General features: G+C 47.9%; 23 protein-coding genes. All 23 read right to left on the reverse strand.

The annotated features are described in order from the left end of the window. Positions 1–16: 16 nt before the first annotated feature. The 23 genes from AWB54_RS01270 to AWB54_RS01380 all read right to left on the reverse strand — a co-directional run bounded on the left by AWB54_RS01270 (position 17) and on the right by AWB54_RS01380 (position 22,820). Positions 17–781: a type III pantothenate kinase gene (locus AWB54_RS01270; RefSeq protein WP_061212829.1), complete on the reverse strand. Its 765-nt coding sequence runs from the start codon at positions 779–781 to the stop codon at positions 17–19. A 100-nt stretch (positions 782–881) separates the two neighbouring features. Continuing rightward, complete coding sequence (locus AWB54_RS01275) at positions 882–1,478, reverse strand: biotin transporter BioY (RefSeq protein ID WP_061212830.1); 597 nt, start codon at positions 1,476–1,478, stop codon at positions 882–884. Between the two features lie 75 nt (positions 1,479–1,553). Next, entirely contained in the window at positions 1,554–2,390 is an 837-nt protein-coding gene (gene nadC, locus AWB54_RS01280) for a carboxylating nicotinate-nucleotide diphosphorylase (protein WP_061212831.1), read from the reverse strand. Positions 2,391–2,744: 354 nt separating this feature from the next. After that, positions 2,745–4,346, reverse strand: coding sequence for an L-aspartate oxidase (gene nadB, locus AWB54_RS01285; RefSeq protein WP_061212832.1), 1,602 nt, complete (start codon positions 4,344–4,346; stop codon positions 2,745–2,747). Positions 4,347–4,460: 114 nt separating this feature from the next. Further along, positions 4,461–5,372: a quinolinate synthase NadA gene (gene nadA, locus AWB54_RS01290; protein WP_061212833.1), complete on the reverse strand. Its 912-nt coding sequence runs from the start codon at positions 5,370–5,372 to the stop codon at positions 4,461–4,463. 39 nt (positions 5,373–5,411) lie between these two features. Further along, positions 5,412–5,768: an aspartate 1-decarboxylase gene (gene panD / locus AWB54_RS01295; protein WP_061212834.1), complete on the reverse strand. Its 357-nt coding sequence runs from the start codon at positions 5,766–5,768 to the stop codon at positions 5,412–5,414. Between the two features lie 3 nt (positions 5,769–5,771). Beyond that, entirely contained in the window at positions 5,772–6,620 is an 849-nt protein-coding gene (gene panC / locus AWB54_RS01300; RefSeq protein WP_061212835.1) for a pantoate--beta-alanine ligase, read from the reverse strand. 163 nt (positions 6,621–6,783) lie between these two features. Then, complete coding sequence (panB, locus tag AWB54_RS01305; RefSeq protein ID WP_061212836.1) at positions 6,784–7,614, reverse strand: 3-methyl-2-oxobutanoate hydroxymethyltransferase; 831 nt, start codon at positions 7,612–7,614, stop codon at positions 6,784–6,786. A gap of 96 nt (positions 7,615–7,710) precedes the next feature. Next, on the reverse strand, positions 7,711–8,607 hold the full coding sequence (locus tag AWB54_RS01310) for a Rossmann-like and DUF2520 domain-containing protein (protein ID WP_061212837.1): 897 nt from the start codon (positions 8,605–8,607) through the stop codon (positions 7,711–7,713). 122 nt (positions 8,608–8,729) lie between these two features. After that, positions 8,730–9,224 carry a 2-amino-4-hydroxy-6-hydroxymethyldihydropteridine diphosphokinase gene (gene folK, locus AWB54_RS01315; RefSeq protein ID WP_061212838.1) on the reverse strand — a complete coding sequence of 165 codons (495 nt, stop codon included), beginning with the start codon at positions 9,222–9,224 and terminating at the stop codon, positions 8,730–8,732. A gap of 54 nt (positions 9,225–9,278) precedes the next feature. Beyond that, positions 9,279–9,650, reverse strand: coding sequence for a dihydroneopterin aldolase (gene folB / locus AWB54_RS01320; RefSeq protein ID WP_061212839.1), 372 nt, complete (start codon positions 9,648–9,650; stop codon positions 9,279–9,281). Then, complete coding sequence (gene folP, locus AWB54_RS01325) at positions 9,643–10,881, reverse strand: dihydropteroate synthase (RefSeq protein WP_061212840.1); 1,239 nt, start codon at positions 10,879–10,881, stop codon at positions 9,643–9,645. The genes folB and folP overlap by 8 nt, the downstream gene beginning before the upstream one ends. Positions 10,882–11,068: 187 nt before the next feature. Then, on the reverse strand, positions 11,069–11,593 hold the full coding sequence (locus AWB54_RS01330; RefSeq protein ID WP_061212841.1) for an HD domain-containing protein: 525 nt from the start codon (positions 11,591–11,593) through the stop codon (positions 11,069–11,071). A gap of 155 nt (positions 11,594–11,748) precedes the next feature. After that, positions 11,749–13,548: an ATP-dependent zinc metalloprotease FtsH gene (gene ftsH / locus AWB54_RS01335; protein WP_061212842.1), complete on the reverse strand. Its 1,800-nt coding sequence runs from the start codon at positions 13,546–13,548 to the stop codon at positions 11,749–11,751. A gap of 257 nt (positions 13,549–13,805) precedes the next feature. After that, positions 13,806–15,170, reverse strand: a complete 1,365-nt coding sequence (gene tilS / locus AWB54_RS01340; RefSeq protein ID WP_061212843.1) for a tRNA lysidine(34) synthetase TilS — start codon at positions 15,168–15,170, stop codon at positions 13,806–13,808. A gap of 210 nt (positions 15,171–15,380) precedes the next feature. Further along, positions 15,381–17,855: a stage II sporulation protein E gene (spoIIE, locus tag AWB54_RS01345; RefSeq protein WP_061212844.1), complete on the reverse strand. Its 2,475-nt coding sequence runs from the start codon at positions 17,853–17,855 to the stop codon at positions 15,381–15,383. Positions 17,856–18,345: 490 nt separating this feature from the next. Beyond that, positions 18,346–19,227, reverse strand: coding sequence for a formate/nitrite transporter family protein (locus AWB54_RS01350; RefSeq protein ID WP_061212845.1), 882 nt, complete (start codon positions 19,225–19,227; stop codon positions 18,346–18,348). 414 nt (positions 19,228–19,641) lie between these two features. After that, entirely contained in the window at positions 19,642–20,511 is an 870-nt protein-coding gene (locus tag AWB54_RS01355) for a Ppx/GppA phosphatase family protein (protein ID WP_061212846.1), read from the reverse strand. 193 nt (positions 20,512–20,704) lie between these two features. Continuing rightward, positions 20,705–21,163, reverse strand: a complete 459-nt coding sequence (locus tag AWB54_RS01360) for a S1 RNA-binding domain-containing protein (protein WP_061212847.1) — start codon at positions 21,161–21,163, stop codon at positions 20,705–20,707. 81 nt (positions 21,164–21,244) lie between these two features. Further along, positions 21,245–21,541 (reverse strand): FtsB family cell division protein, encoded by a 297-nt coding sequence (locus tag AWB54_RS01365; RefSeq protein WP_061212848.1) that lies wholly within the window; start codon positions 21,539–21,541, stop codon positions 21,245–21,247. A gap of 152 nt (positions 21,542–21,693) precedes the next feature. After that, positions 21,694–22,116, reverse strand: coding sequence for a spore cortex biosynthesis protein YabQ (gene yabQ, locus AWB54_RS01370; RefSeq protein WP_235811057.1), 423 nt, complete (start codon positions 22,114–22,116; stop codon positions 21,694–21,696). A gap of 44 nt (positions 22,117–22,160) precedes the next feature. Continuing rightward, complete coding sequence (yabP, locus tag AWB54_RS01375) at positions 22,161–22,430, reverse strand: sporulation protein YabP (RefSeq protein WP_011639553.1); 270 nt, start codon at positions 22,428–22,430, stop codon at positions 22,161–22,163. A 135-nt stretch (positions 22,431–22,565) separates the two neighbouring features. Next, positions 22,566–22,820, reverse strand: a complete 255-nt coding sequence (locus AWB54_RS01380) for a hypothetical protein (protein ID WP_061212850.1) — start codon at positions 22,818–22,820, stop codon at positions 22,566–22,568. Between the last annotated feature and the right edge of the window lie 32 nt (positions 22,821–22,852).

Consider the following 22,852-nt stretch of genomic DNA (forward strand, 5'->3'; position numbering starts at 1 on the left):
ATAAATTATTTGGCATTTAGCGGTTCATTTCGTAGATCAACCGCAATCCATCCAATGTGAGGAACTCGTCAACTGTATCTATCACATCGGTCTCACGGGCGATTACCGCGGCCAGGCCGCCGGTGGCAATCACCTGGGGTGTAGTTTCGATTTCCGTTTTCATCCGGGTTATAATCCCCTCCACCTGTCCTACAAAGCCATACATTATCCCGGCCTGCATGCTGCTGACGGTATTTTTGCCGATCAGGCTGCGGGGCCGTTGCAGCTCCACTCGCGGCAGTTTGGCGGCTTTGGAGACCAGGGCTTCAGTGGATATTATTATCCCGGGGGCAATGGCTCCGCCCAAATACTCTCCTTTCGCGCTTACTACGCAAAAGGTGGTGGCAGTGCCAAAGTCTACGATTATCAGAGGCCCCCCATACTTGTCATAGGCGGCCACCGCATTTACCACCCGGTCAGCCCCTACTTCTCTGGGATTCTCATATTTTATAGCCAGGCCGCTCTTAACTCCCGGGCCGATAACCAGAGGGCGGCAGGCAAAAAATTTACGGCTCATCCACTCCAGTTCCATCATCAATGTAGGAACAACCGAGGAAATAACCACCGATTTTATATCCTTTAGATTTAATTTATCGTTTTCCAACAGGGAGCGCAGCAATATTCCGTATTCGTCACAGGTACGCTGGGGATTGGTTCTAATCCTCCAGTGGTTTAAAAGCTTCTCCCTATCATAAACACCGATTACTGTATTGGTATTGCCCACATCAAAGACCAGTATCAAGGCATATTCCCTCCAATTTCAAACCAGGGCCGGTTTTTTTTGTTTCTTAATCCACAAAACAGCGGAATCCGCAAGCTATATTTCTTCTAATTTCTTCTCTCTAAGTTTCCATTCTCCTGCAAAATTGCTCGGCAATTATGGCGGCTATGGCAATTTTTATTAAGTCGAAGAAAACAAAGGGGAGAAAACCCAGTTTAATTATTTGTCCAACATTTACAGTATGTCCCAGGTAGAAATTTAATATCAAATACATATAAGGCAAACCAAGCAGGTAATAAATGATTATTCCTAATAAACCGGAAAGGGAAAATTTTAATAAAATGGACGCTTTGCCGCCAGTGATGGCATTATGATAATGCTGCTTTCCCAAAACATGGCGTAAAAACCAGGATTGCAGGTAGGCAGCCAGCGGAAATCCCAGCAAAAAACCGAAGCTGGGTAGCAAAACATAGGCCGGGCCGCCATAAGGGGGTACGGAAAAAACCGGCAGGCCAATGAGCCCCAGAAGAAGATAAGCCAGCATACTCAAAGATGCGGCCAAGGGCGAAAGCAGCAGGGCAGCCAGGAGCATTACCAGTGGCTGCAGGCTGAAAGGCATCACCATCACTGGCTGGAAAGCCCTCACCAGTATGGTAAGAACACAGAGCAGGGCGGTAAACATCGCCGCCAGAACCATTTCCCGGGTAGATATCCTCATCCCATCACTCTCCCAAAGTTGTTAACCTCTATTATAACATGTGGTTAACAAGTCAGGGAAGAAAAGCATACTGCCCTATAGTATTTTGAAGCTGATGTCGAGGCTGGGGGCGGAATGGGTAAGGGCCCCGCAGGAAATGAAGTCGACTCCGGTTTTGGCTATTTCAACAATGTTTTCTTCATTGACGCCACCGGAGGCTTCCAGGAGAGCCTGGCCGTTTACTATTTCCACCGCTTTTCTCATGCTTTCGGAATCCATGTTGTCCAGTAATATTATGTCGGCCCGGGCTTCCAGGGCTTCCTGCAATTGCTGCAGGTTCTCCACTTCCACTTCAATCTTCAGGGTGTGGGGAACCTTTTGCCGGAGGGTGGATACGGCTTTTTGTATTCCTCCAACCGCCTGGATATGGTTGTCTTTTATCATTACTCCGTCATAAAGGCCAAAGCGATGGTTCTTCGCCCCTCCTACCCTAACGGCATACTTTTCCAGCAAGCGCAGACCGGGGGTGGTTTTGCGGGTGTCGACCAGAACTGCATGCTGGTATTTTATGCTTCCTACCATATTACGGGTTTTGCTGGCTATCCCGGAAAGCCGTTGCAGAAAATTCAGGGCTACTCTTTCTCCACTGAGCAGGGTGCTCATTTTCCCCTCAACTCGGGCAATCCTATCCCCGGGCTTGATTTCATCTCCATCGTGGTTAAAGGCGGTAAATCGCGCCGCCGGTTCCAGGCAGCTAAAAACTGCGGCAGAAACCTCCAAGCCGGCTACAATTCCACTGGCTTTGGCCAAAAACAGACCTTGCCCTTCTTGCGTTTCCGCTATCAGGTTCCGGGTGGTTATATCCCCGTTCCCCAGGTCTTCTACCAGGGCTCTTTTTATTATTTCTTTTACCATCCAATCGTTCATTTTCATCCTCCGAATCATGTCAAGGGGGTGTCAAAGGGACGGTCCTTTTGACACCGTAACTCCTCGCTTTTCTTACTAACCATGTCCAAGGGCCACATCCACCGATGAAAAGTGGGGTAGTATGCGCTTATACAATAAACTGGGGTATGAAATAACCCCATTCCTCTCCCGATGACCGATGACTTTTCTTACTACATCTTACTGTTCAAGCGCCTACTAACTCGCTTTTCAGCAATGCTTGTGTCTTCCCATTATAGCGGCTACTTTACCAGCCACAAGAACCGTCCCCTTGGCAGACCGACGGCAAAAGAACCGTTCCCCTGCCTGTCAATAACTTAACAACTTAAGTGCCTGGCACCGCTAGCAGTTGATGAAGGAGAGGTGTTTGAGCCAGCGGAGTTCGTCACGGGCGGGGTGGTCGGAGCGGAAATGCCCGCCGCGGCTTTCCTGGCGCCACAGGGCTGCTTGTACTATGATGCGGGCTACGGTTAGCATGTTGACTATTTCATAATAGGTGAAGGGATCTTCCCCCTGGGCTATATGGCTGTAGATTGCTTCGAGTTCCCGGTTGGCGACCTTTAGCCCTTCCTCATCCCTTATTATACCCACCTTTTCCCACATAATTGACTGCAGGCGATTTTTAGCTTCCGGGGGGTCTATTCTCTGCTCTTGCGGAGAGTAAACCCAACTCTGGTCAAAGTGGCGGAATACTTCATCAATGCTGATACGGCGGCGATACATGATTTCTTCGGCACGATCCACTATGCGCTGTCCAAATACTATGCCTTCGAGCAAGGAATTACTGGCCAGGCGGTTGGCGCCGTGTACTCCGGTACAGGCGGCTTCACCGCAGGAATAAAGGGCATAAACTCCGGTTTCTCCATAAGTGCCGGTTTCAATTCCTCCCATGATATAGTGGGCGGCGGGGGAAACGGGTACCTGCTCCCGGGTGATGTCAATGCCGCTTTCCCGACAGGTACGGTAGATATTGGGGAAGCGTTTTTCCACCTGCTTGATGCCGCTCATGTCCAGGTAGACATATTCGCTGCCGCTGCAATTCATCTCATTTACAATGGCCCGGGATACGATATCGCGGGGGGCCAGCTCAGCCAGGGAATGGTAAGCGGGCATAAAACGCTCTCCTTTATGATTGTAAAGCAGGCCTCCTTCTCCTCTAACCGCTTCGGAGATGAGAAATCGCTGGTTGCTGTAGCTGAAAAGTACTGTAGGGTGAAACTGGATAAATTCCATATCGCTGAGCCGGCAACCGGCGCGGTAGGCGGCGGCCATGCCATCAGCGGTAGCTACGCTGGGATTGGTGGTGTAACGATAGAGCTGCCCGGCCCCGCCAGTAGCGATTATGGTGGCTTTGGCGAGATAAGCCAGCTGCTGCCGGGTTTTGGCGTCATAAACCAGGGCACCATAGCATTCCTTGCGCTGGTCGTGCCCTAGAATATCCACCAGGAACTGGTCTTCGATTATCCTTATATCGCTGCTTTCTTCACATTTTTTGACCAGGGCTACGCGGATGGCCTCCCCGGTGGTATCGGCGGCATGCAGGATGCGGGCTTTGCTGTGGGCTCCTTCCCGGGTAAGGGCTACATTGCCGTCCTTCATGTCGAAGCTGGCCCCCGCCTGGATTAATTCCCTTACTCGCTCCGGTCCTTCCCGCACCAGAAGATCAACGGCCTCAATATTGCAGAGACCGGCTCCTGCTTCCAGAGTATCCTCCAGATGCAAAAAAGGGGAATCCTCTTCGTGCACAGCAGCGGCAATTCCCCCTTGAGCCAGTCCGGTATTGGAGTCTTCTATGGTTTTTTTTGTCAATACGATAACTTTCCCATACTGGGAGGCTTTCAAAGCGGTAAAAAGCCCGGCTATGCCTCCGCCAACTATGAGGAAATCGGTAGTCTCTACCGGGGTGTCCTTATGCAAAACCCCTATGTAGCGTGTAATTATCATAATTCACCTGATCGTTTATTTAATCTGCCATTGCCTTTTTCAGGGTGCAGCAAGGTTATCAGGTTAATAATAAGAAGCGAGTTTTCCTGCCCCTCGCTCCTTACCCCTCACTTTTCACCCTTTAATCTCTATCATGCGCTCCAGGCTGCGGCGAGCTCGGCGGCTTATTTCCGGGGGTACTTCCACCTGCTGCTCCATTCTTTCCAGGGAGCCGGCCAGTTTCTCCAGGGTAATATACTTCATATCCGGGCAGTGAAAGCTTTCCCGGGCCAGGTAGAGTTTTTTCCCTGGGCAATTCTTCTGCAGGGTATAGAGAAAACCTTCCTCGGTTCCAATGATGAATTCCGCCCCATTGCTGGAGCGTAGATATTCCAGAATGCCGGCGGTGGAACGTACGGCATCCGCCCTCCGGGTTACCTCAGGAGGGCATTCGGGATGTACCACAACCTGGGCCTGGGGGTGCAGCTCTTTTTGTTTTTCCACCTCCGCCCAGCTCAGAGCATGATGAATGGGGCAGTATCCTTCCCAAAGCATCATCTCCCGCCCGGTCTGGCTTTGGATGTATGCTCCCAGGTTCTTATCCGGTACAAAAATTACCGTCCTATCTTCCGGGATAGAGCGCACTACATTAAGGGCATTGGATGAGGTACAACAAATATCACTCTCCGCCTTAACCTCGGCGCTGGAGTTGACATAACAGACGACTACCGCGCCGGGGTATTCGGCTTTCTTTTTGCGCAAGGCCTCTGCTCCGACCATGTCCGCCATGGGACATCCAGCTCGGATATCGGGCAGGAGAACCGTTTTATCCGGATTCAGTATCTTGGCACTTTCGGCCATGAAGTTAACGCCACAAAAAACTATTACCTGGGCCTGGGTAGAAGCGGCCTGTATAGCCAATTGCAGCGAATCACCAACGAAATCAGCTATATCCTGTATTTCGGGCAACTGATAAAAATGAGCCAGGATGACTGCGTTAATCTCCTTTTTTCGGCGCAGCACATACTGCTCCAACTCTGCTAGCATAGTCTAAGCCTCCTATTATCTAAACCATAAAAACGCTGGCTAGCCAAGTTCTTTGATGTTATTATTTCCGTCCATAAAAACCAGTCTGGGTTTGTGGTTGTGGCACTCTTCATCCTGAAGTACGGTATAGGTAAGAATGATTACTACATCCCCTTCTTGTACCAGGCGAGAGGCTGCTCCGTTCAAACAGATTACTTTTGATCCCCGTTCACCTTCGATAACATAGGTGTCAAAACGCGCGCCGTTGTTATTATTTACTATGGTCACTTTTTCATTCTCCAGAATGTCGGCAGCATCCATCAAATCCCTGTCAATGGTAATACTGCCCACATAATTCAGATTAGCATCCGTTACAACCGCGCGATGAATTTTTGATTTGAGCATATGCCGCAGCACCAGTTACACCTCCACAATAAGGTTGTCAATCAACCTGGTCTTGCCAAACTTTACCGCCAGGGCTATCAAAACCTTACCGGTGCAAGTTTGCAGTTCCGACAAATCATTGGCATTATTAATTGCAATGTAGTCGATTGCAGCCCGGGGACAGGCCTCAATCATTTCCTCCATTTTCTGCCGGATTATCCCAATCTCTCTTTCCCCGTTTTTAATCTCTTCTTCCGCCATTTTCAGCGCCCGGTACAATACCAGGGCTTCTGCCCTTTCTTCGGGACTCAGATAGACATTGCGGGAACTCATGGCCAGCCCATCTTTTTCCCTTACGATAGGCACCCGGATAATCTCCAGGGGGAAATTCAATTCCCGCACCATTTTTTCCACAATCATCAATTGCTGGGCATCTTTCTGCCCGAAATAGGCCCGGTCAGGCTGACAGATATTGAATAATTTGCTTACTACGGTGGTAACTCCTTTGAAATGTCCCGGGCGCGAAGCTCCGCACATTTTCTCGGTTATTTCACCATATGCTTCTACGAAAGTCTGAAAGCTGCCGGGATACATATCCCGGATACCGGGGCTGAATAGTGCATCTACTCTTTCTTTTTCCAGGAGAGCGCTGTCCTGCTCCAGATCACGCGGGTATTGCTCAAAATCTTCGCCTGCCCCAAATTGGATGGGGTTGACAAAAATGCTGACCACTACTTTATCACACTGCCGCCGAGCCTCCTTCACGAGGGCCAGGTGGCCCTCGTGAAGATAACCCATGGTAGGAACCAAAGCGATGCTTTGGCCCTGTTTCTTTTGTTCCCGGGCCCATTCTTGCATTTTTGTTATATTCTCAAATAATTGCATAGCCTTTTCCTCATCAATATTAATAAGAAAAGTGAGGGGTAAGGTGTAGGGGTTGCGGTGTCAAAAGGACCGTCCCTTTGACACCCCTTCCCCCCAACTCACTTTTCATCGGTAGTTGCGGCCCCCGACCATGGGGATTAGTTAAATAATCGCTCCCGAGAGCTTAGTAGAGTCTATCCAAAACTTCTTCTTTGATGGTGAAGCAGTGTTCTTCCGCCGGGAAGGTCCCGGCTTCCACTTCGGCTTTATAGCTTTTCAAGGCTTCCATTATCAATGGTTCCAGGTTGGCAAATTTCCGGACGAACTTGGGGATAAATCCCTTGAACATCCCCAGCATATCGTTAATCACCAGAACCTGCCCATCGCAATATGGCCCGGCACCGATGCCGATGGTGGGCACGGATATTTCTTCCGTAACCCGGCGGGCCAGTTCGCTGGGAACGCATTCTAAAACGATGCAATAGACTCCAGCCTGGTCCAGGGCTCTAGCATCTTCCACCAGCTTTTTGGCGGTTTCCAGATCTTTGCCCTGTACTTTAAAGCCGCCAAACTGGTGCACCGATTGCGGGGTCAGGCCGATGTGTCCCATAACCGGAATCTGAGCGTCCAGTATGGCTTTAACTGTATCCACTCTTTCACTGCCGCCTTCCAGCTTTACCGCCTGACAGCCGGCTTCCTGTACGAACCTGCCGGCGTTGCGCACAGCTTCCTTTTTCGATATGTGGTAGGAAAGAAAAGGCATGTCTCCTACCACCATGGCGTTCTTGCTGGCCCTCACCACCGTTTTGCTGTGGTGAATCATATCATCCATGGTAACGGCCAGGGTGTTATCATAACCCAATACCACATTGCCCAGAGAGTCGCCTACCAGTATCATGTCGATACCGGCTTCATCCACCATTCCCGCCAGGGAATAGTCATAAGCAGTGAGCATGCTTATTTTTTCCTTGCGTTTCTTTTTATCCTTTAAAACTGAAACCGTTACTCTTGCCATATTTCTAACCTCCTTTAGAACCGGAGATCTACAAACACTGCCGGCGTTCCCCCTGCCTCCAGAGGGAGCAAAACCGTCCTTAATGAAAAGAAGAAACTAGCTGGCCGATTCTATCCGGGCCAGTTCACGGAGGAAAAGCTTCTGGAACTCTTCCAAGGACTTTTCATCGATGCTGCCTTTTCCCCGGGCAATCGAGGCGGTATAAAAACCTAACCAGCTATACAGTTTCATCAGCTCCGGTGCCATTTCTTCCATACAATGCAGATGGTCCACTACCGTAGCCAAATCGCCTCGAGCAATGGGGCCGGTCAGGGCTTTGGGTATACCAATATTTTCAATATTTTTAACCGTACCGGATATAAGGGGCAACAAAGCCTTGGCCGCCATGTTCCGGGGTATTCCCGTTGCTTCCAGAAGTTTAATTCCAAAATCGATAATGGTAACCAGGTAATTGGATACCACACAGGCACCGGCATGGTATAAAGGCTTGGCTCTCCGGTCAATGAAAAAATATTCCCCTTCCAGGGCCTCTACTATACGGCCCCCCAGGGCATAAGCTTCCTCATCCCCTTCAATGCTGAAAACTGAACCGGGCAGTATCTCTATAGCCCGGTCGATACTGGCAAAAGCTTGCAGGGGATGCACGGACAAGACCAGGGCACCGAATTCCTTGGCCTGGTCCAGAATCTGCGAAGATTGAGCCCCACTCATGTGCAAAATGATTTGCCCGGGGCGAAAAGCCCTTTTATCGGCAATCTGCCCTACCACACTGGCAATAGCCGTATCGGAGGTTGTAACAAAGATTATATCCGCCGAGTGAGAAACATCTTGAGGTGATGGGTAAGCGGTACAGCCGATCCGTTCCACAAGCTGTTGTGTAGATTCGGATTTAATATCCTGCACACCCGTAATCTCATAGCCCTTGTTTTTGAGTACCACCCCAACAGCGGTTCCTACCACTCCCGCCCCAATAATACCTATCTTTTCTCTCATCAATTAAACCCCCTTTTGGGTACAGGAGAAATCATATCAGTCTTCCGGCAAACAGCTTGTCGTCTTGTTCACAGAGTGATACCAGCGAGGCTGCCATAACCGGGATTTCTGGTGGGAGAACCTCATACTCTCTTGATTTTCTTGTTTCCTTCCCGGGCTAAGACTCTAATCAACACCTCCTTGATTTTGGCTCCGTCATCAGGAAAGATGAGTTCCGCATTTACTTCCTGCAAAGGAACCAGTACAAACAAACGCTGCCGCATGAGTGGGTGAGGGACTTTCAATTCCGGAAAATCCAGCACCTCATCTCCAAATAAAAGGATATCCAGGTCTATTATCCGAGGGCCCCATTTTTCCTGACGCTGGCGGCCCATTTTAATTTCAATTTTTTGCAAATCCTGCAACAAAGCCAGCGGCTCCAAAGCCGTTTCGATTTCTATTACCTGATTTATAAAATCATCCTGCTCGGTGCGGCCCCAGGGAGCGGTTAAATAAAGGGAGGAACTCTTAATAATCCTGGTTCCTTCCAATTCAGTAATCTTGTTCCTGGCAATAGCCAAATTCTCTTGTTTGAAGCCGCAATTTGAACCTAGTCCTATGTAAACTCTATTTTTCATGAGGGTTCACCCTAAAAAATATCATATAGCGGGGGGAAGAGCAAGAAAATTTCATCATTTCTCTCTTCTAATTTTTACAGCAAAATAATCAAAGTTTCCTTTCACCGGAGCATCGGGTTTAGATACCTGTACTTCAACTGCCTGCAAAGCGGCAAAGGAATCCAGCAGAGCATGGGCAATCTTCTCGGCCAGGGTTTCCAAAAGATTATATGATTGGTTTTCGACAATATTTTTCACCAGGTGAAATACTTTATCATAATCAACGCTCAAAGCCAGGTTATCCTGCTCCGCCGCCGCCTTTATATCAAGAAATAGATCCAGGTCCACCAGAAAGCTCTGGGGGCTTTCTTTTTCCGCTGCCAGTACGCCGTGGCAGGCTTTAAACTCCAGACCCCGGGCCATTATCTTATCCACTTTCTTATCCATTTTCCCGTATCACCGCATCCGTCATCATAGCTACCCGCTTGCTCTCCCGGACATCATGCACCCGCACTATATCCGCGGCATTCATTATGGCCATGGCTACCACCGCCAGGCTGCCCTCCAGGCGCTGCCCCACTTCCAGCTCCAATGTTTGGCCGATAAATGTTTTCCGGGAAGCCCCTATCAATAGAGGTTGTCCCAGGCTTTTGAATTCCTCCAGCCTTTTTATCAGCAAGCGGTTTTGGGCGAGGTTTTTGCCAAAACCCAGTCCGGGGTCAATTATTATTTTATTCCGGCCCAGTCCGGCTTCCTGCGCCATTTCTATGGACTGGCCCAGTTCTTTTATAATATCACTTATAAGATCCTGGTAGTGCATAAGGTCCTGGGTAACTTTTTCGGCATCGATTACCTGTCCGGATTCATCCCGGAGCTGCATGCGGTTGTGCATCAGTATCACCGGGGCCTGCTTCTCTGCCAGGACAGGCAAGAGACCGGGGTCAAGCTGCAAGCGTCCGATATCATTTATTAAATGAACGCCTTCATCGAGGCAGGCTCTGGCCACCCCGGCCCGGAAGGTATCCAGGGAAAGGATAAAACCCTCGCGGGAGAGGCTTTTTACTACCGGCAGGACGCGCCGCAGTTCTTCCGCCTCGTCTATCATTTGGGACTGGGGACGGGAGGAGGCTCCTCCGATGTCAATAATATCGGCCCCTTCTTCTCGCATCTCCCGGGCTCGCTCCACCGCCTGGCCGGTTTCCATATAGCGGCCTCCGTCGGAAAAGGAATCCGGGGTAATATTTAGTATCCCCATAATTAAAGTTCGCTGGCCCAAAGGCAATTCTTTGCCATGAGCCAGCGCTATAGTCCGCTCGCCTGCTTCCAGATTATCCAGTATTGCTTGAATTTCGGCGGCAATTTTTTTCAAGCCAAAAGGCTGCTTCTTGAGCTTTTCCAGCAGCAGGCCGTAATGTTTTAGGGTTCCCAGCAACAATATATCAGTAGTCCCTTCCAAATACAGCGCCTCTCGCTTTACGGCGGCTTCGCCTCCTTTGGCCAGCATTTCCTGCTTGATGATATTGGCTGCTATACAGGGTATCCCTTTCAGTTTAATACAGCGAAAAACAGCCTTCGGCAATAGATAGACAAAGGCTGCGGGATCAACCGCTATTTCCTGCAGAAGCCGCTGGGCTTCCCGGCGGTCATGTATTAATACGGCATGGTGCCCCTGCTGCATCAAGGCTTCCTCCCCGTGATATATTAGTAAGTAAGGAGTTAGAGGTAAGGGATTTAAGTTGTTTCCTACTACATCTTACTATTCAAGCCCCTACTAACTCACTTTTCATCATTGGTTGTGGCCCCTGGCTTCGTACTTATTGCTTCCCCTATTTTCATCGGTGATTGTAAGCCCCGGCCATAGGAAATCAGTATTCAAAATTGCTGATGGTAAGCTCCTTATTTTTAAACTTGGGGCATTGTTCGTTATACTCGCAGTTGCGGCAGACCCGGGACAGGTTGTCGGCCCGGTGCAGCCTCTCGCCCAAAAAACTCATATCCTGTCTAATGTTGCGATGTTCATAAACTGCCCGGCTGATCAAGTCTATTTCCAGGGGATTGAAATGAGCGCGAGGCAGGATTTCCCGAGCCAGGCGGGAGCCGAAGGAGGCGTGGTCAATTCCGGTTTTATATTCCTGCCATTTGCCGATATCATGCAGCAAACCGGCGGCATAAATCACTTCTTTCCCCGCCAGCTTGCCACTAAGACCACTTTCTTTAACGAAATAAGCCAGAAGGTTTTGTTCCAGTATTAAAATGTAGGCTATCCGGGCAACATTGAGGTGGTGCTGAAAATCGTGCTGGCAAAATTTGGGTTCCAGCTCTTCTTCATGATTGCGGCGCATATATTCGGTATAAAACTCGTCATTTATCAGTAGTTCTACTCTCTTCAATTATTTTCACCCCCTGAGCAGTTTTACTGTTGACTGGTATTAGTTATATTAAACATGCTAGTAAAAAATCCTTCCCTTTTATGGGGAAAATCTAACAGGCAAAAGAACCGTCCCCATGCCCGTGCGGGGAAATGCCATGACCGGGGTTAATTGCCTCAGGCCGGGCGCATTATTTCCTCAAATTCTTCGCCTTCCAGGGTCTCCTGTTCTATCAAACGGGCAGCTACCTGGTGCAGTTTATCCATATTTTCCTGCAGTATTTTTTCGGCCTTCTTGTAACTGCTTTCCATATAGTGGCTGGCTTCTTTATCTATGGCATAGGCAATGGCGTCAGAATAGTTGCGATCCCGGGAAATATCCCGCCCCAGGAAGACTTCCTCGCTTTTATGGCCGAAAGTAAGCGGTCCTAATTCTTCCGACATGCCGAATTCGGTTATCATCTTCCGTACTATACCGCTGGCCCTTTCCAGGTCATTCTGGGCTCCGGTGCTGATGTCATTTAATACCAGAGCTTCGGCCACCCGCCCGCCCAAGAGGGTGGTAACTTCGTCCAGCAGGTAGGATTTGGTGATGTAATTGCGGTCTTCTTCCGGCAGCAAGAGGGTATAACCTCCAGCCCGCCCCCGCGGAATAATGGAGATTTTATGCAATTTATCGGTATGGGGCAGGAAATAGCTGACTACCGCATGCCCGCCTTCATGATAAGCCACCAGGCGTTTTTCTTTTTCGGAGATAACCCGGCTTTTCTTTTCTGGACCGGCAATGACCCTTTCAATGGATTCTTCCAATTCTTCCATACCGATTTTATTCTTGTTGCGGCGAGCAGTGAGCAATGCTGCTTCATTAACCATATTGGCCAGGTCAGCTCCGGTAAAACCGGGAGTGCGCTTGGCTAATATTTCCATATTAATATTGTCGTCCAGGGGCTTGTTCAGGACATGAACCCCCAGTATGGCTTCTCTGCCTTTGACATCAGGTTTGTCTATCAGTATATGCCGGTCAAACCTTCCTGGCCGTAGGAGTGCCGGGTCCAATATGTCCGGGCGATTGGTGGAAGCCATGACAATAATGGCTTCACCGGTACTGAATCCATCCATCTCCACCAGCAATTGGTTTAAGGTCTGTTCTCTTTCATCATGTCCACCGCCCAGACCGGCTCCCCGCTGGCGTCCAACCGCATCAATTTCATCAATAAAGACTATACAAGGGGCGTTTTTCTTGGCCTGTTCGAAGAGGTCGCGGACTCGGGCCGCGCCTACGCCAACAAACATCTCCACAAAGTCCGAACCGCTGATGGAGAAGAAAGGTACTCCAGCTTCGCCGGCCACAGCCTTGGCCATGAGGGTTTTCCCCGTTCCGGGAGCACCGTAAAGCAGAACCCCGCGGGGAATCTTGGCTCCGATCTGAATAAACTTCTGCGGATTTTTCAGGAATTCCACTACTTCCTGCATTTCCTCCTTGGCCTCTTCCGCTCCGGCCACATCCTTAAAGGATACTTTTACATCTTCTCCGCTCAACAGGCGGGCTTTGCTTTTGCCGAATTGCATCACCCGGCCTCCGCCGCCCTGGGTCTGGTTCATAATGAAGAGCAGGAAGACCACCAGAATAATTATGGGAAACAGAGTAGTAAGCAAGGTCATCCATATGGAAGGGGGCGGCACGGGATGGGTAGTATAATCTACCTTCTTTTCCCGCAGCAGCTTGATAATGTCAGCTTCTTTGGAAACCGTGGCGGTGAATTTGCTGTTATCTTTTAACTCGCCGCTGAGGTTGTAAACCAGCTCGGCTACTTCTACCTGAACCACCTTCACTTGACCCTGTTCCACCATCTGGTAGAACTGGGGCTCGCTAAGTTCCTTGATTTCTATATCCGAGCGGCTCACCATTTTCATGGCAAAGAGAGCCAGGAGTACTATAAGCATATATAGTGCGATATTTTTTAGAGCTCTATCCAAAATACTTCCTCCCCATAAAAACCTGGAGAATTTGCGTCATATTGTAGCATATTAAGCCTTTCTTTTCAATTACGCCGTAAACGGCAAAATTTATGAGCGGCTGCAAAATGGCATACTTACTATTTGCAAAAAGTTATTTATATTCATTGGCTTGTATAAATATACCGCCGGGCGTTGCAACCATGCTTCGCCAACGCTCGCTTTGTATATTTATACAAACCTTTATGCAACAAAAAGGATTATTGCCATTTCATCAATTATAGGTTTTCCTTTCTAATTATCAGCACTCTTTGGCTCTCCGTATCCACTTCGGCCAGGCGGGATACTCGATAACCGACTATGGCATATACATTTTTCCCCGAGGTTAACAAGGGAACCCGGGCTCTTTGCTCTCGGGGCAATTTGATATCTATAAAATAATCTTTTACTTTCTTGCTGCCCTTCATTCCCGAAGGCTGAAAACGGTCTCCGGGTTGGCGCGAGCGTAAGAACAAAGGCTGCTTAAGTTTATCATAATCCAGGCAAGAAGATAAGCCCGGTTGAAAAGTTGCCGGCTGGCCCAGTTCTATAATATAGTTTTCTCCGGTTTCGGGAATACTAAGCCGTCCGGGGACGGAAATTGGATAGCAAAAACTTCCTTCTCGAAAGGGCCGGTTCGTGAAGTGCAATTCCCGGTAAACGCTGCTGACTCGAAGGCCTTGTCTAAGCTGAATATATTTGGAGGAACCGCTTTGATAAAGCAAGCGGAGTATTCTTTGCACATCCTTGAGTTCCCAACCGCTTTCACCCCGGAGACGAGCCAAGGCTTCTAGAATAAGCCGTTTTTGCAAAGCCGGGTGCTCTTCACCCAGGGCTTTCTTGTCCAAAATTATTAAACCGGGTTCCTGCCGGAGTAAGAGCTTATCCCAGGAGAAGTGAAGCTGTTTTTCCAAATAATCATTCTCATCACGGGCAATCCCGGCCAGTTGATTCAGGCTTTCCATAATGCGGGGGTTGTAAGTCTTTTGCAGGTAGGGTATGAGTTCGCGGCGAATACGATTGCGCAAAAAACGCAAATCATTATTACTCTGATCCAGGCAATAGGGTATTTGGTTTTCATCCAGGTAATGAATAATCTCGGCCTTGGACAAGGCTAATAAGGGGCGAATCAGTTGGCCTTTCCGGGGCATAATTCCACGCAGCCCTTTAAGCCCGCTTCCCCGGAGCAGGTGCAGCAGGACGGTTTCCGCCTGGTCATCCTGGTGGTGGGCGGTGGCGATGTAATCAGCCTGGAGTTCCTCCAATTGCTCGAAAAAATACCGATAACGGCAATCCCGCCCGGCTTCTTCCAGGGTCTTTTTCTCCTGAAGGGCCCGGGCCCGGATATCGGCTTGCCGGGAATAGAAATCTATTCCCCAATTACGACAGTGCTCGCGGACAAATTCCTCTTCCGCAGCGGCTTCCGGGCGCAATCCATGATTAAGATGAAGAGCTGCCAGGCCTAAATCCATTTCCGCTGTTAATTTATGCATAATATGAAGCAGAGCCATGGAATCCGGCCCGCCGGAAACGCCCAGCAAAACCTTTTTCCCCGGCTCCAGCAGCTTTTCTTCCCGGATATATTCTCTAACTTTGCGCAGCATTATCTTTCTCCACCATTAAGAAATCTCCTAGTCTTAATGCTACCCAAGTTTCCCCCTTTGTCAAACCATGATATCAGCTGCAAAAAGCGATAAAATATTCCGGGTGTTGGCTTCGCCAACGTTCGCTTTGTATATTTATGCAACCCATGTGCTACAAAAAGGGGTTTTTGCAGTGGAGTCAATAATATTTCAGACCGTCCCCATAATATATTACTGCAATTCAACGCGAAGACAGATTACGGTCATATCATCGGCCGGTTTTCCTTTGCATATAGCCAGGGCTTTATTCATAATCATTTCTGCCAGGAGTTGTGGGTCGCTTTCGTCCACCTGGCTTAAAAAGTCCATTATCCAGGTTTCATTAAACTGACGGGATACCTCCAGAACTCCGTCGCTTACCATGACCAGTATATCCCGGGGGCAGAGGCTGTGTCTTTCGCTTACTACATCTACATTCTCCAGTATTCCTATGGGCAGGGAGTGGGCGCTTATCATCCCTACCTTTTTATCTCTTTTTATATAAGAGGGCGCACTGCCTACCTTGATAAAATCCGCATCACCGCTATAGAGATCGACCATAATCATATCCAGGGTGGCAAAGCTCTCCTGGGCTGAACGAAGGAGTAATACCGTATTTATGGTATTTAGCGCTACATCGCGCTGGAAACCGCTTTCCAAAAGGTTTTCCAGCAGTCTTACTGTAGCCTGGCTATCACCGCAGGCTTTTTCCCCCACCCCCATTCCATCACTGAGGGCTATTAACTCTTTTCCTTCTTTAAGACTGGCTATGGTAAAGCTGTCGCCGCAAACCGCTTCCTTGCCCACTTGTACCACCGCGCTATTTATCTTGTAGCTGCAGGCTCGGCTCATGGTAAATTTGCACTGCCCCCAGGCGCGGAAACGGGGACAGGTTTTTTCACAAACCTCCATCCTTTCTCCCAGGATGTTGGAAAAAGCGGGGGCAATGATATTTTCGCAAAATTCTCCTTCGCGACAAGGATCGGCCACTACATTCAGCAATAATTGCCCGTTGCTGCGCAGAGGAGTCATTTCTTTTATTTTAAGACCCTGTTGTTTGCTTTCTCTCAACAGTTTTTCTCTGAGCTCCAGGTCAAACTCGGCTTTTACAGTAATTTCCTGAGCCAGTTTTTTAATCAGCTGACTCACCCCTTTAAGCTGGATAGCCACTAGTTCCCGTGATTCGCAAAGCTTGTCGGACCAGTACTCGTTCAAGAGCAGGCGATCAAAGAGGTAGTTTATAGTGCTTATCATTTCCCGGGCATAAAGGCAACGTCGTTTAAAATCGCGGGGGGCTTTTTCATAGCTAAGTTCGGCCTTTTCAACAATAGAGAATAGTTCCAAAATCTGCTGGGAGCTATGGTAAGAATCCCGGCCCCAGCAGATATCATAGCGCGAGCATTTCTCACAAAAGTTTTGCGAAACCTGTTCATAAAGGTAATTTAGATAAGCCGCCTGGTTGTTTTTTCTTTTCACTTCCATTTCCCCGCTAAAACTGCTGCTCAGTTCTTCAAAAACTGCTGCCAGGTTTTGGATGCGGGTGCGAGCGCTTTCCTCCAGCTGATTGTCAATTATTTCACCTTGCTCCCTTAGGCTACTGCTTAAGGCTCCCAGGGCTTGCAGGGGCATTTTATCCTGCAATGACTCCGGCAGTAGGAAAAACAAGAGGCTGGCTATGGCTGTTTCCCATATCCCCAGAATGGTAGCCGAGGTTTCCGGTATAAACATGGACAAGGCCATAGTTCCCAGCATGAAGCCCAAAACAATCCCCAGGCGGCCCAGATTTCTAAACAGCCCGGCCAGAAGACCGGAAACAGCATACATGCCCAGGCTCTGGGCAAAAATACTGGAAGAAATAGAAGGAATGATTCCGGTCATTACTCCAACTATGGTTCCCCCGCCGCAACCCCACAACAGGGCTGCCAGCATTATTCCCAACCGGCAGATTATGCTGCTGACACTTAAACCCGCTACCTCAACATTATTCAAACCCATGACCAGGCCTATGCCCAGAACTAAAAAGGCGGCAAACTCTTCAAAATTTAAGCTGGCCAGAGGTTTCCTCCGGGCCATGGCTTCATGGGCAACAATAAAAACGAAGCAAAGAACACCGGCTATCACCGCTTCAAAAACCACTACCATTTCAGCATATAAGGAAAAATCGCCTCCCAGGAGAAAAAGGCTCTTGCACACAAATAGCACGGAAATGCTGACCAGAGGAAGCATCCACCAGGCTCTTTCCGGCAATATTGTCAGCCGGTGTAGCACTGCCAGCAAAATAAGCAAACTTAGTATACTGCTGCCCAAAGCAAAACCATGCAATACACTGGCCATTCCCAGGCTGGCAAATACCAGCAATAAAAAGGCCCGGCCTTTCTGATTTCTGCCGAAAACAGCCAGATAGGCGTAAATAAAGGGAAGCAAATCACCCAGAACGAAGGCCCGGGACAAAATCAACGCTCCCAACGCCAGGAGCAGGTTTTCCGGGTTTAACAGCGAGTGAAGAACAGTGGAACCTTCTTTTCTTATTAAGTCTCTTAAATAGGCTTGTCCCTTTCCCGACCTTTCTTTAAAAAGCCGCAGCCACTCATGCTTTTTGCCCCGGGGTCTATTGTCTGCTTTTTCGGCAACTCTCTGATAAGGATAAATCTCCGTTTTCCCCAGCATTTTATCCCCCATCTCCGAACTTCTAATTTAGCTTAAGATGATTACGGCTTGTTTAAAGCCTTGTCCACCTATTATAAACAAGAGGCGTTGGTAAATTTTGTAATTTGTGGACGAGCGTCTGGTTTTTTCTTTATACAAAATCTGCTGGGAAAATGCTATCTTTGCTATTTTCCCTAAGCTTTTCACTTGGGACACGGGGACAGGTCCCTTGTCCCAGAAACTGTTCGCTCTTCTTACTAACCCCCCATGGCCACAACCTTAATAGTGACACCCACAGGGTCGAACACCAGGAGTACCCGCAGGGTGAGAGCCACAACCATTGATGAAAAGTGGGTTAGGTGAGCAAAAAAAAAGGAGACTCGATTTCGGAGTCTCCACTGCTAGATAGCATTATATTAGCCAGCTATGGAATCATAGCTGATTTATCCATACAGGGTTATGCAAAATGAAACATTCAGCCCATCCAAGGATGGATTGTACGGGGAAAAAATTATTTTTTCAAATAAATAAACCAGTAGAACATAGCTACAAATATAGAGCCGCCTACAATATTCCCCAATGTTACCGGAATAAGATTGGCATTGATAAAATTGCCATAGGTGAAGAAAGCAGTTACCTGCTCCGCAGTCATATTAAAAACTGAAACAGCCGTTCCATCTGCCCCTATCTTGGTGGCAGCTGCTACCAGTTCGGGGTTGTTCTGAGCAATGGTAATACCCATGGGAATAAAGAACATGTTGGCGACGCTATGCTCAAATCCGCTGGATACGAAGGCCATGATGGGGAAGAAGATGCCAAAGATTTTTCCAATAATATCTTTGGAAGCAAGGGCCACCCATACGGCCAGGCAAACCAGCCAGTTACAACCAATAGCCCGGCAAAATGCTTGTCCCCAGGTTAATGACATTTTAGCTTTGGCAATGCCCAGGGCTTTTATTCCATGGGCACTGATTGCGGTGGCAACAGCACCATCACCCCAGAATCCACCATAAAAAATGATATATACTAGCAATACTGAACCTACAAAGTTGGCCAGAAAAACAATCACCCAGTTTTTAAGTAATCCGCCCCAGGTGGATTGTCCATTCAAAGAGGAAATACAACAGAACATACAGTTGCCGGTAAATAATTCGGAACCGGCAATAACAACCAGCATCAGGCCTACGGAGAAGACTGCTCCAAACAGGAACTGTCCGCCCGAGGTATCTGAGGCTGCCATCGAGCCTATCTTGGTAGCCAGGTTAGCTCCGAATCCAATATATACGCCGGCCAGGATTCCCAAAACAAACATTTTTATAATTGGCAATTCACATTTCGCTTTACCCGCATTCGCTGTAGCCACGGCAATTTCGGCTGGAGTCAGAAAATTCATTAGCTTATTCACTCTCCCTTTGTTATTGTAATCCTCGAACATAGCAAATAGATACCAAATTCTCTAGTATTTTTGCCGTTATTGCAAAATACCTTTTCTATAGCGCTGGAATTGATGAAGATGTCCCAGCAAGAATCAAGATTATATTCCGGGACCTGTTAAACCCGACCGGAATATAATTTTCTCTTGTGCTTCGTTCTTCCCTCCTTCCTTTTTGTTCCCAGTAACTGTTAAGCTCCTCGAACAGTTACTTTAACAATACTCAAGTATGCTTCTCTCTCGTCTACCATACCCAAGTTTATTGCCCTGAAGAATGAAGAATAACTCCCAACCTTTCCTTTTCTACAAAAATTGATAAAAACCTGCGCGGAAAAATTAATTATTTCTATCCGTTATATTAATCATAATATTATATTATGCCAAACTCCAGATAACCCCGTCCAACAAGTCGCTTTCGCTAACAATGATTTCTCCTTTTTCTAATATATCCATTAATAATAAGATTATCCGGGTTCCCCAGGGAATAATATCGGCTCGTTCCGGCTGCAAACCCGGCAAACGCCGGCGAAGACTCAGGGGCATTCTTTCCAGCATATTATAGATATCCGCAATTTCTTCTCGCTTTAAAAGCTGCCCATGAACCAGGCTGGGATCGTATTGCACCAGGGAGTGTTTAATAGCTGCCAGAGTGGTTGCAGTTCCCCCAGCCATAACCAATGGATGGGGAGCAAAGTCTTTTTTGTGAAAGGCCAGAGGGGACATCACAGCGGTTATTTCAGTAATTTTCAAGTTCTGTTCCATAGCCCTTACTGCTCCCAAAGGAAGAGATAAGAATATAGGTTCTGCTCCTCCTTCTAGAATCAATTCCAGGCTTCCCCCACCCAAATCCGCTACCAGCGGTGACTCCAAAGAAGGTAATCCCCGGCTTACCCCCAGGAAGCTCAGCCGGGCTTCCTCCTCGCTGCTTATTACCTGAATCTGCATCGCGGTTTTTTCCCAGGCTCTCCCCAGAAATTCTTCCTGGTTTTCGGCTTCCCGCAAAGCACTGGTAGCTACCACCCGGTAACAGTCTACTGCCTTTTCTTCAACGGTGTTTTTGAAAGCCTCCAAACAATATATGTTCCGTTCTATAACATCCTTCCGGATACGAATAGTGTTTTTGAGGCCTTCCCCTACCCGGGTAGTCCTGGTTTCACGGTGAAGTGGGTGCAATCCTTCCGGGCTGACATCAGCTATCAGCAAACGGCAGGAGTTGGTTCCAATATCTATAGCTGCACAACGCAATAAGTCAAACTCCTTTTCATCAAGTAAGACTTGCTTCAGGTGGAGTTTTAACCTCCACCTGAAGCTTAGCCGCACTTATCCAGGGACTTAGTCGCTCTTACTCCCGCCTATAGAGGCGGGAGTCTTAGAGCGAGTTAGTCATCGGATAAAAAAGCACTTCCTGCGGGAAGTGCTTCCTGTTGTCTGCTAGATATTAATTAAAGCGGTTACGCTTCCTGGGTTCCATTTTATTCTTAAGCGGCTGCATTCTCTCATCGCTTTCTTTAAGAAACTTGGCAATCTTGTCATCCAGACTTATCGGGGTACTGGCGCCCTTACCGATAGGGCTATTATTGTAGCGGTTACCTGCAACATTGCTGCTGCTCCGGTAATTCCTCTCAAAAGCCTTGGGTTCACTTTTCGGGGGAGGGGATACCTGCTTTATCGAAAGCCCAATCTTTTTCCCCGCAACATTGAGTACCTTAACCTTGACACTTTCGCCTTCTTTGATAAAATCCTTAACATCTTTTACATAGGTGTCGGCTATCTCGGAGATGTGAACCAGCCCAACCACACCTCCTGGAAGTTCAATAAATGCTCCAAACTTGGTGATTCCCTGTACCTTTCCTTCCATTATGCTGCCAGGTACAATATTAGTTTGTTCAGTAGGCATAAAGCTAAAGAGCCCCCTCAAAATATACTATTTCAATTGTATAAAATGCCCATGCAGTAGTCAACAGCAAAGGGGGGTTAATTATGGTCTTTCTTCCTTGAGGGGAATAATGATTTTTTCTCCTTTTTTTACCATACCCAATTGCTCGCGAGCGATTTTCTCAACCGCTACTGCGCTATCCATCTCTATTAGTCTAGCTTTCAGTTCCTGGTTCTTCTTTTCCAATTCTTTTTTTTCCTGCTCCAGCCTGTGTCGTTGCCCATCCATTTGGTAAATGATTTTTAGTTTGGGAGCAACTATCATAAGCATAAGGCCGCATAAGACTCCGATAAGCAAAAATCTCCATATGCCCTTGCGTTCCAGCTTATTCTTCGCCATCCTCTTCTTCTCCCTTGAAAATGCCCGGTGTATCTCCGGGAAGTATAATTACTACTTCATAATCTTTGGACCGAGCCCGGCTAAATAGAGTATCTGTGGACAATTTTATTATTCGGGGTACGATGGCTAAATTCCTGCCAGGGGAAAAATTTTTAATTCTCACTATCGCCCGGGGGCGGAGTTTTACCTTTGCCTTTTTGGGTTTTCCAATAGCAGGAGAGGCGTAAAAAAGGGCTTCTAATAGCTCGGGCCAGCCCGGAAGAAAACTCTACACTTCCCTGGGCAGCACGAGAAAGGATGGGGGTCATGTACCGCGACAGATAACGGAAATAGATAGCGATCCCACAGGCCAGGGCCAGGAGAACATAGAGCCGCATTTCCGCTCCGTTTATCAGCAGAAGAAAGACAAAAACAATTAAAAGGAGAATAATCCATAGTATCAAATCGATTAAGTATAGCCAATACCGGCCTATCCTGGCTTTTCTAACGGTTAAGTGATAATAATGAAAAAGACCTCCGCTGAATATGCCCAGTATCAGAGTCAGGAAAAAAGCTTTTAGCTGGCCCAAAAGCACGGACAAAAGGCACTCCCCCTCCATGCTGCATTAATGGTCATTTATTATTTGAGCAAGCGGTTGATAATACTTTTTCCTTTAGCCTTGATATCGGTACCGGGAGCCTTGTACTCGATAATGTCTATATTGCCTTCCAGGGCCACCCGGCCTTGCTCCAGGTTCAGGGTGCCAATATGCAAGTCCTGGCCAATTATGTAGATGTTACCCTGTTCGCTTTCAAGAATTATTTTTTCTTCATCAAAATTATTAACATTTTTAATTCCGGTAAGTTCCATATTCCTGCGGTTGCTCAATTTAATGGAATGTTCCGCCATTTAGCCCGCCTCCTTAATATAATGGTCTATGAAAAAATATGCGAGCCAGAGCATATTTATTCCTCATATGGAATTTGGGTCTGACGAAGGGACGGGGTTAATTACGGGATGGAAGCTGGCCCTCCCGCCTCCAGGCTATTTAGCAAGCAACGGGTCAAGGTTCATCCGTTGCCATTTATATATACCCTTGCTTGCAACTCCAAATTCGGCAAGCATGGCACGGTTTACCATTACCGCAGTTCCGTCCCGCGTATATACCTCGATGGGATATGGAAAAAACTCGATGATCTTTGAGAACAGCTCTTCCTGCCCCAGAACAGCCTGAAAGGAGGCCTGAAGCATATTAAGTCTTTCCTGCTTTGAATCACGTGCGTTTTCTATGTTCCCCATAGTTTCCCAAACCCCATGACTTAATAACATTA

Source organism: Syntrophomonas wolfei subsp. methylbutyratica, from assembly GCF_001570625.1.
GTDB lineage: Bacteria > Bacillota > Syntrophomonadia > Syntrophomonadales > Syntrophomonadaceae > Syntrophomonas > Syntrophomonas methylbutyratica.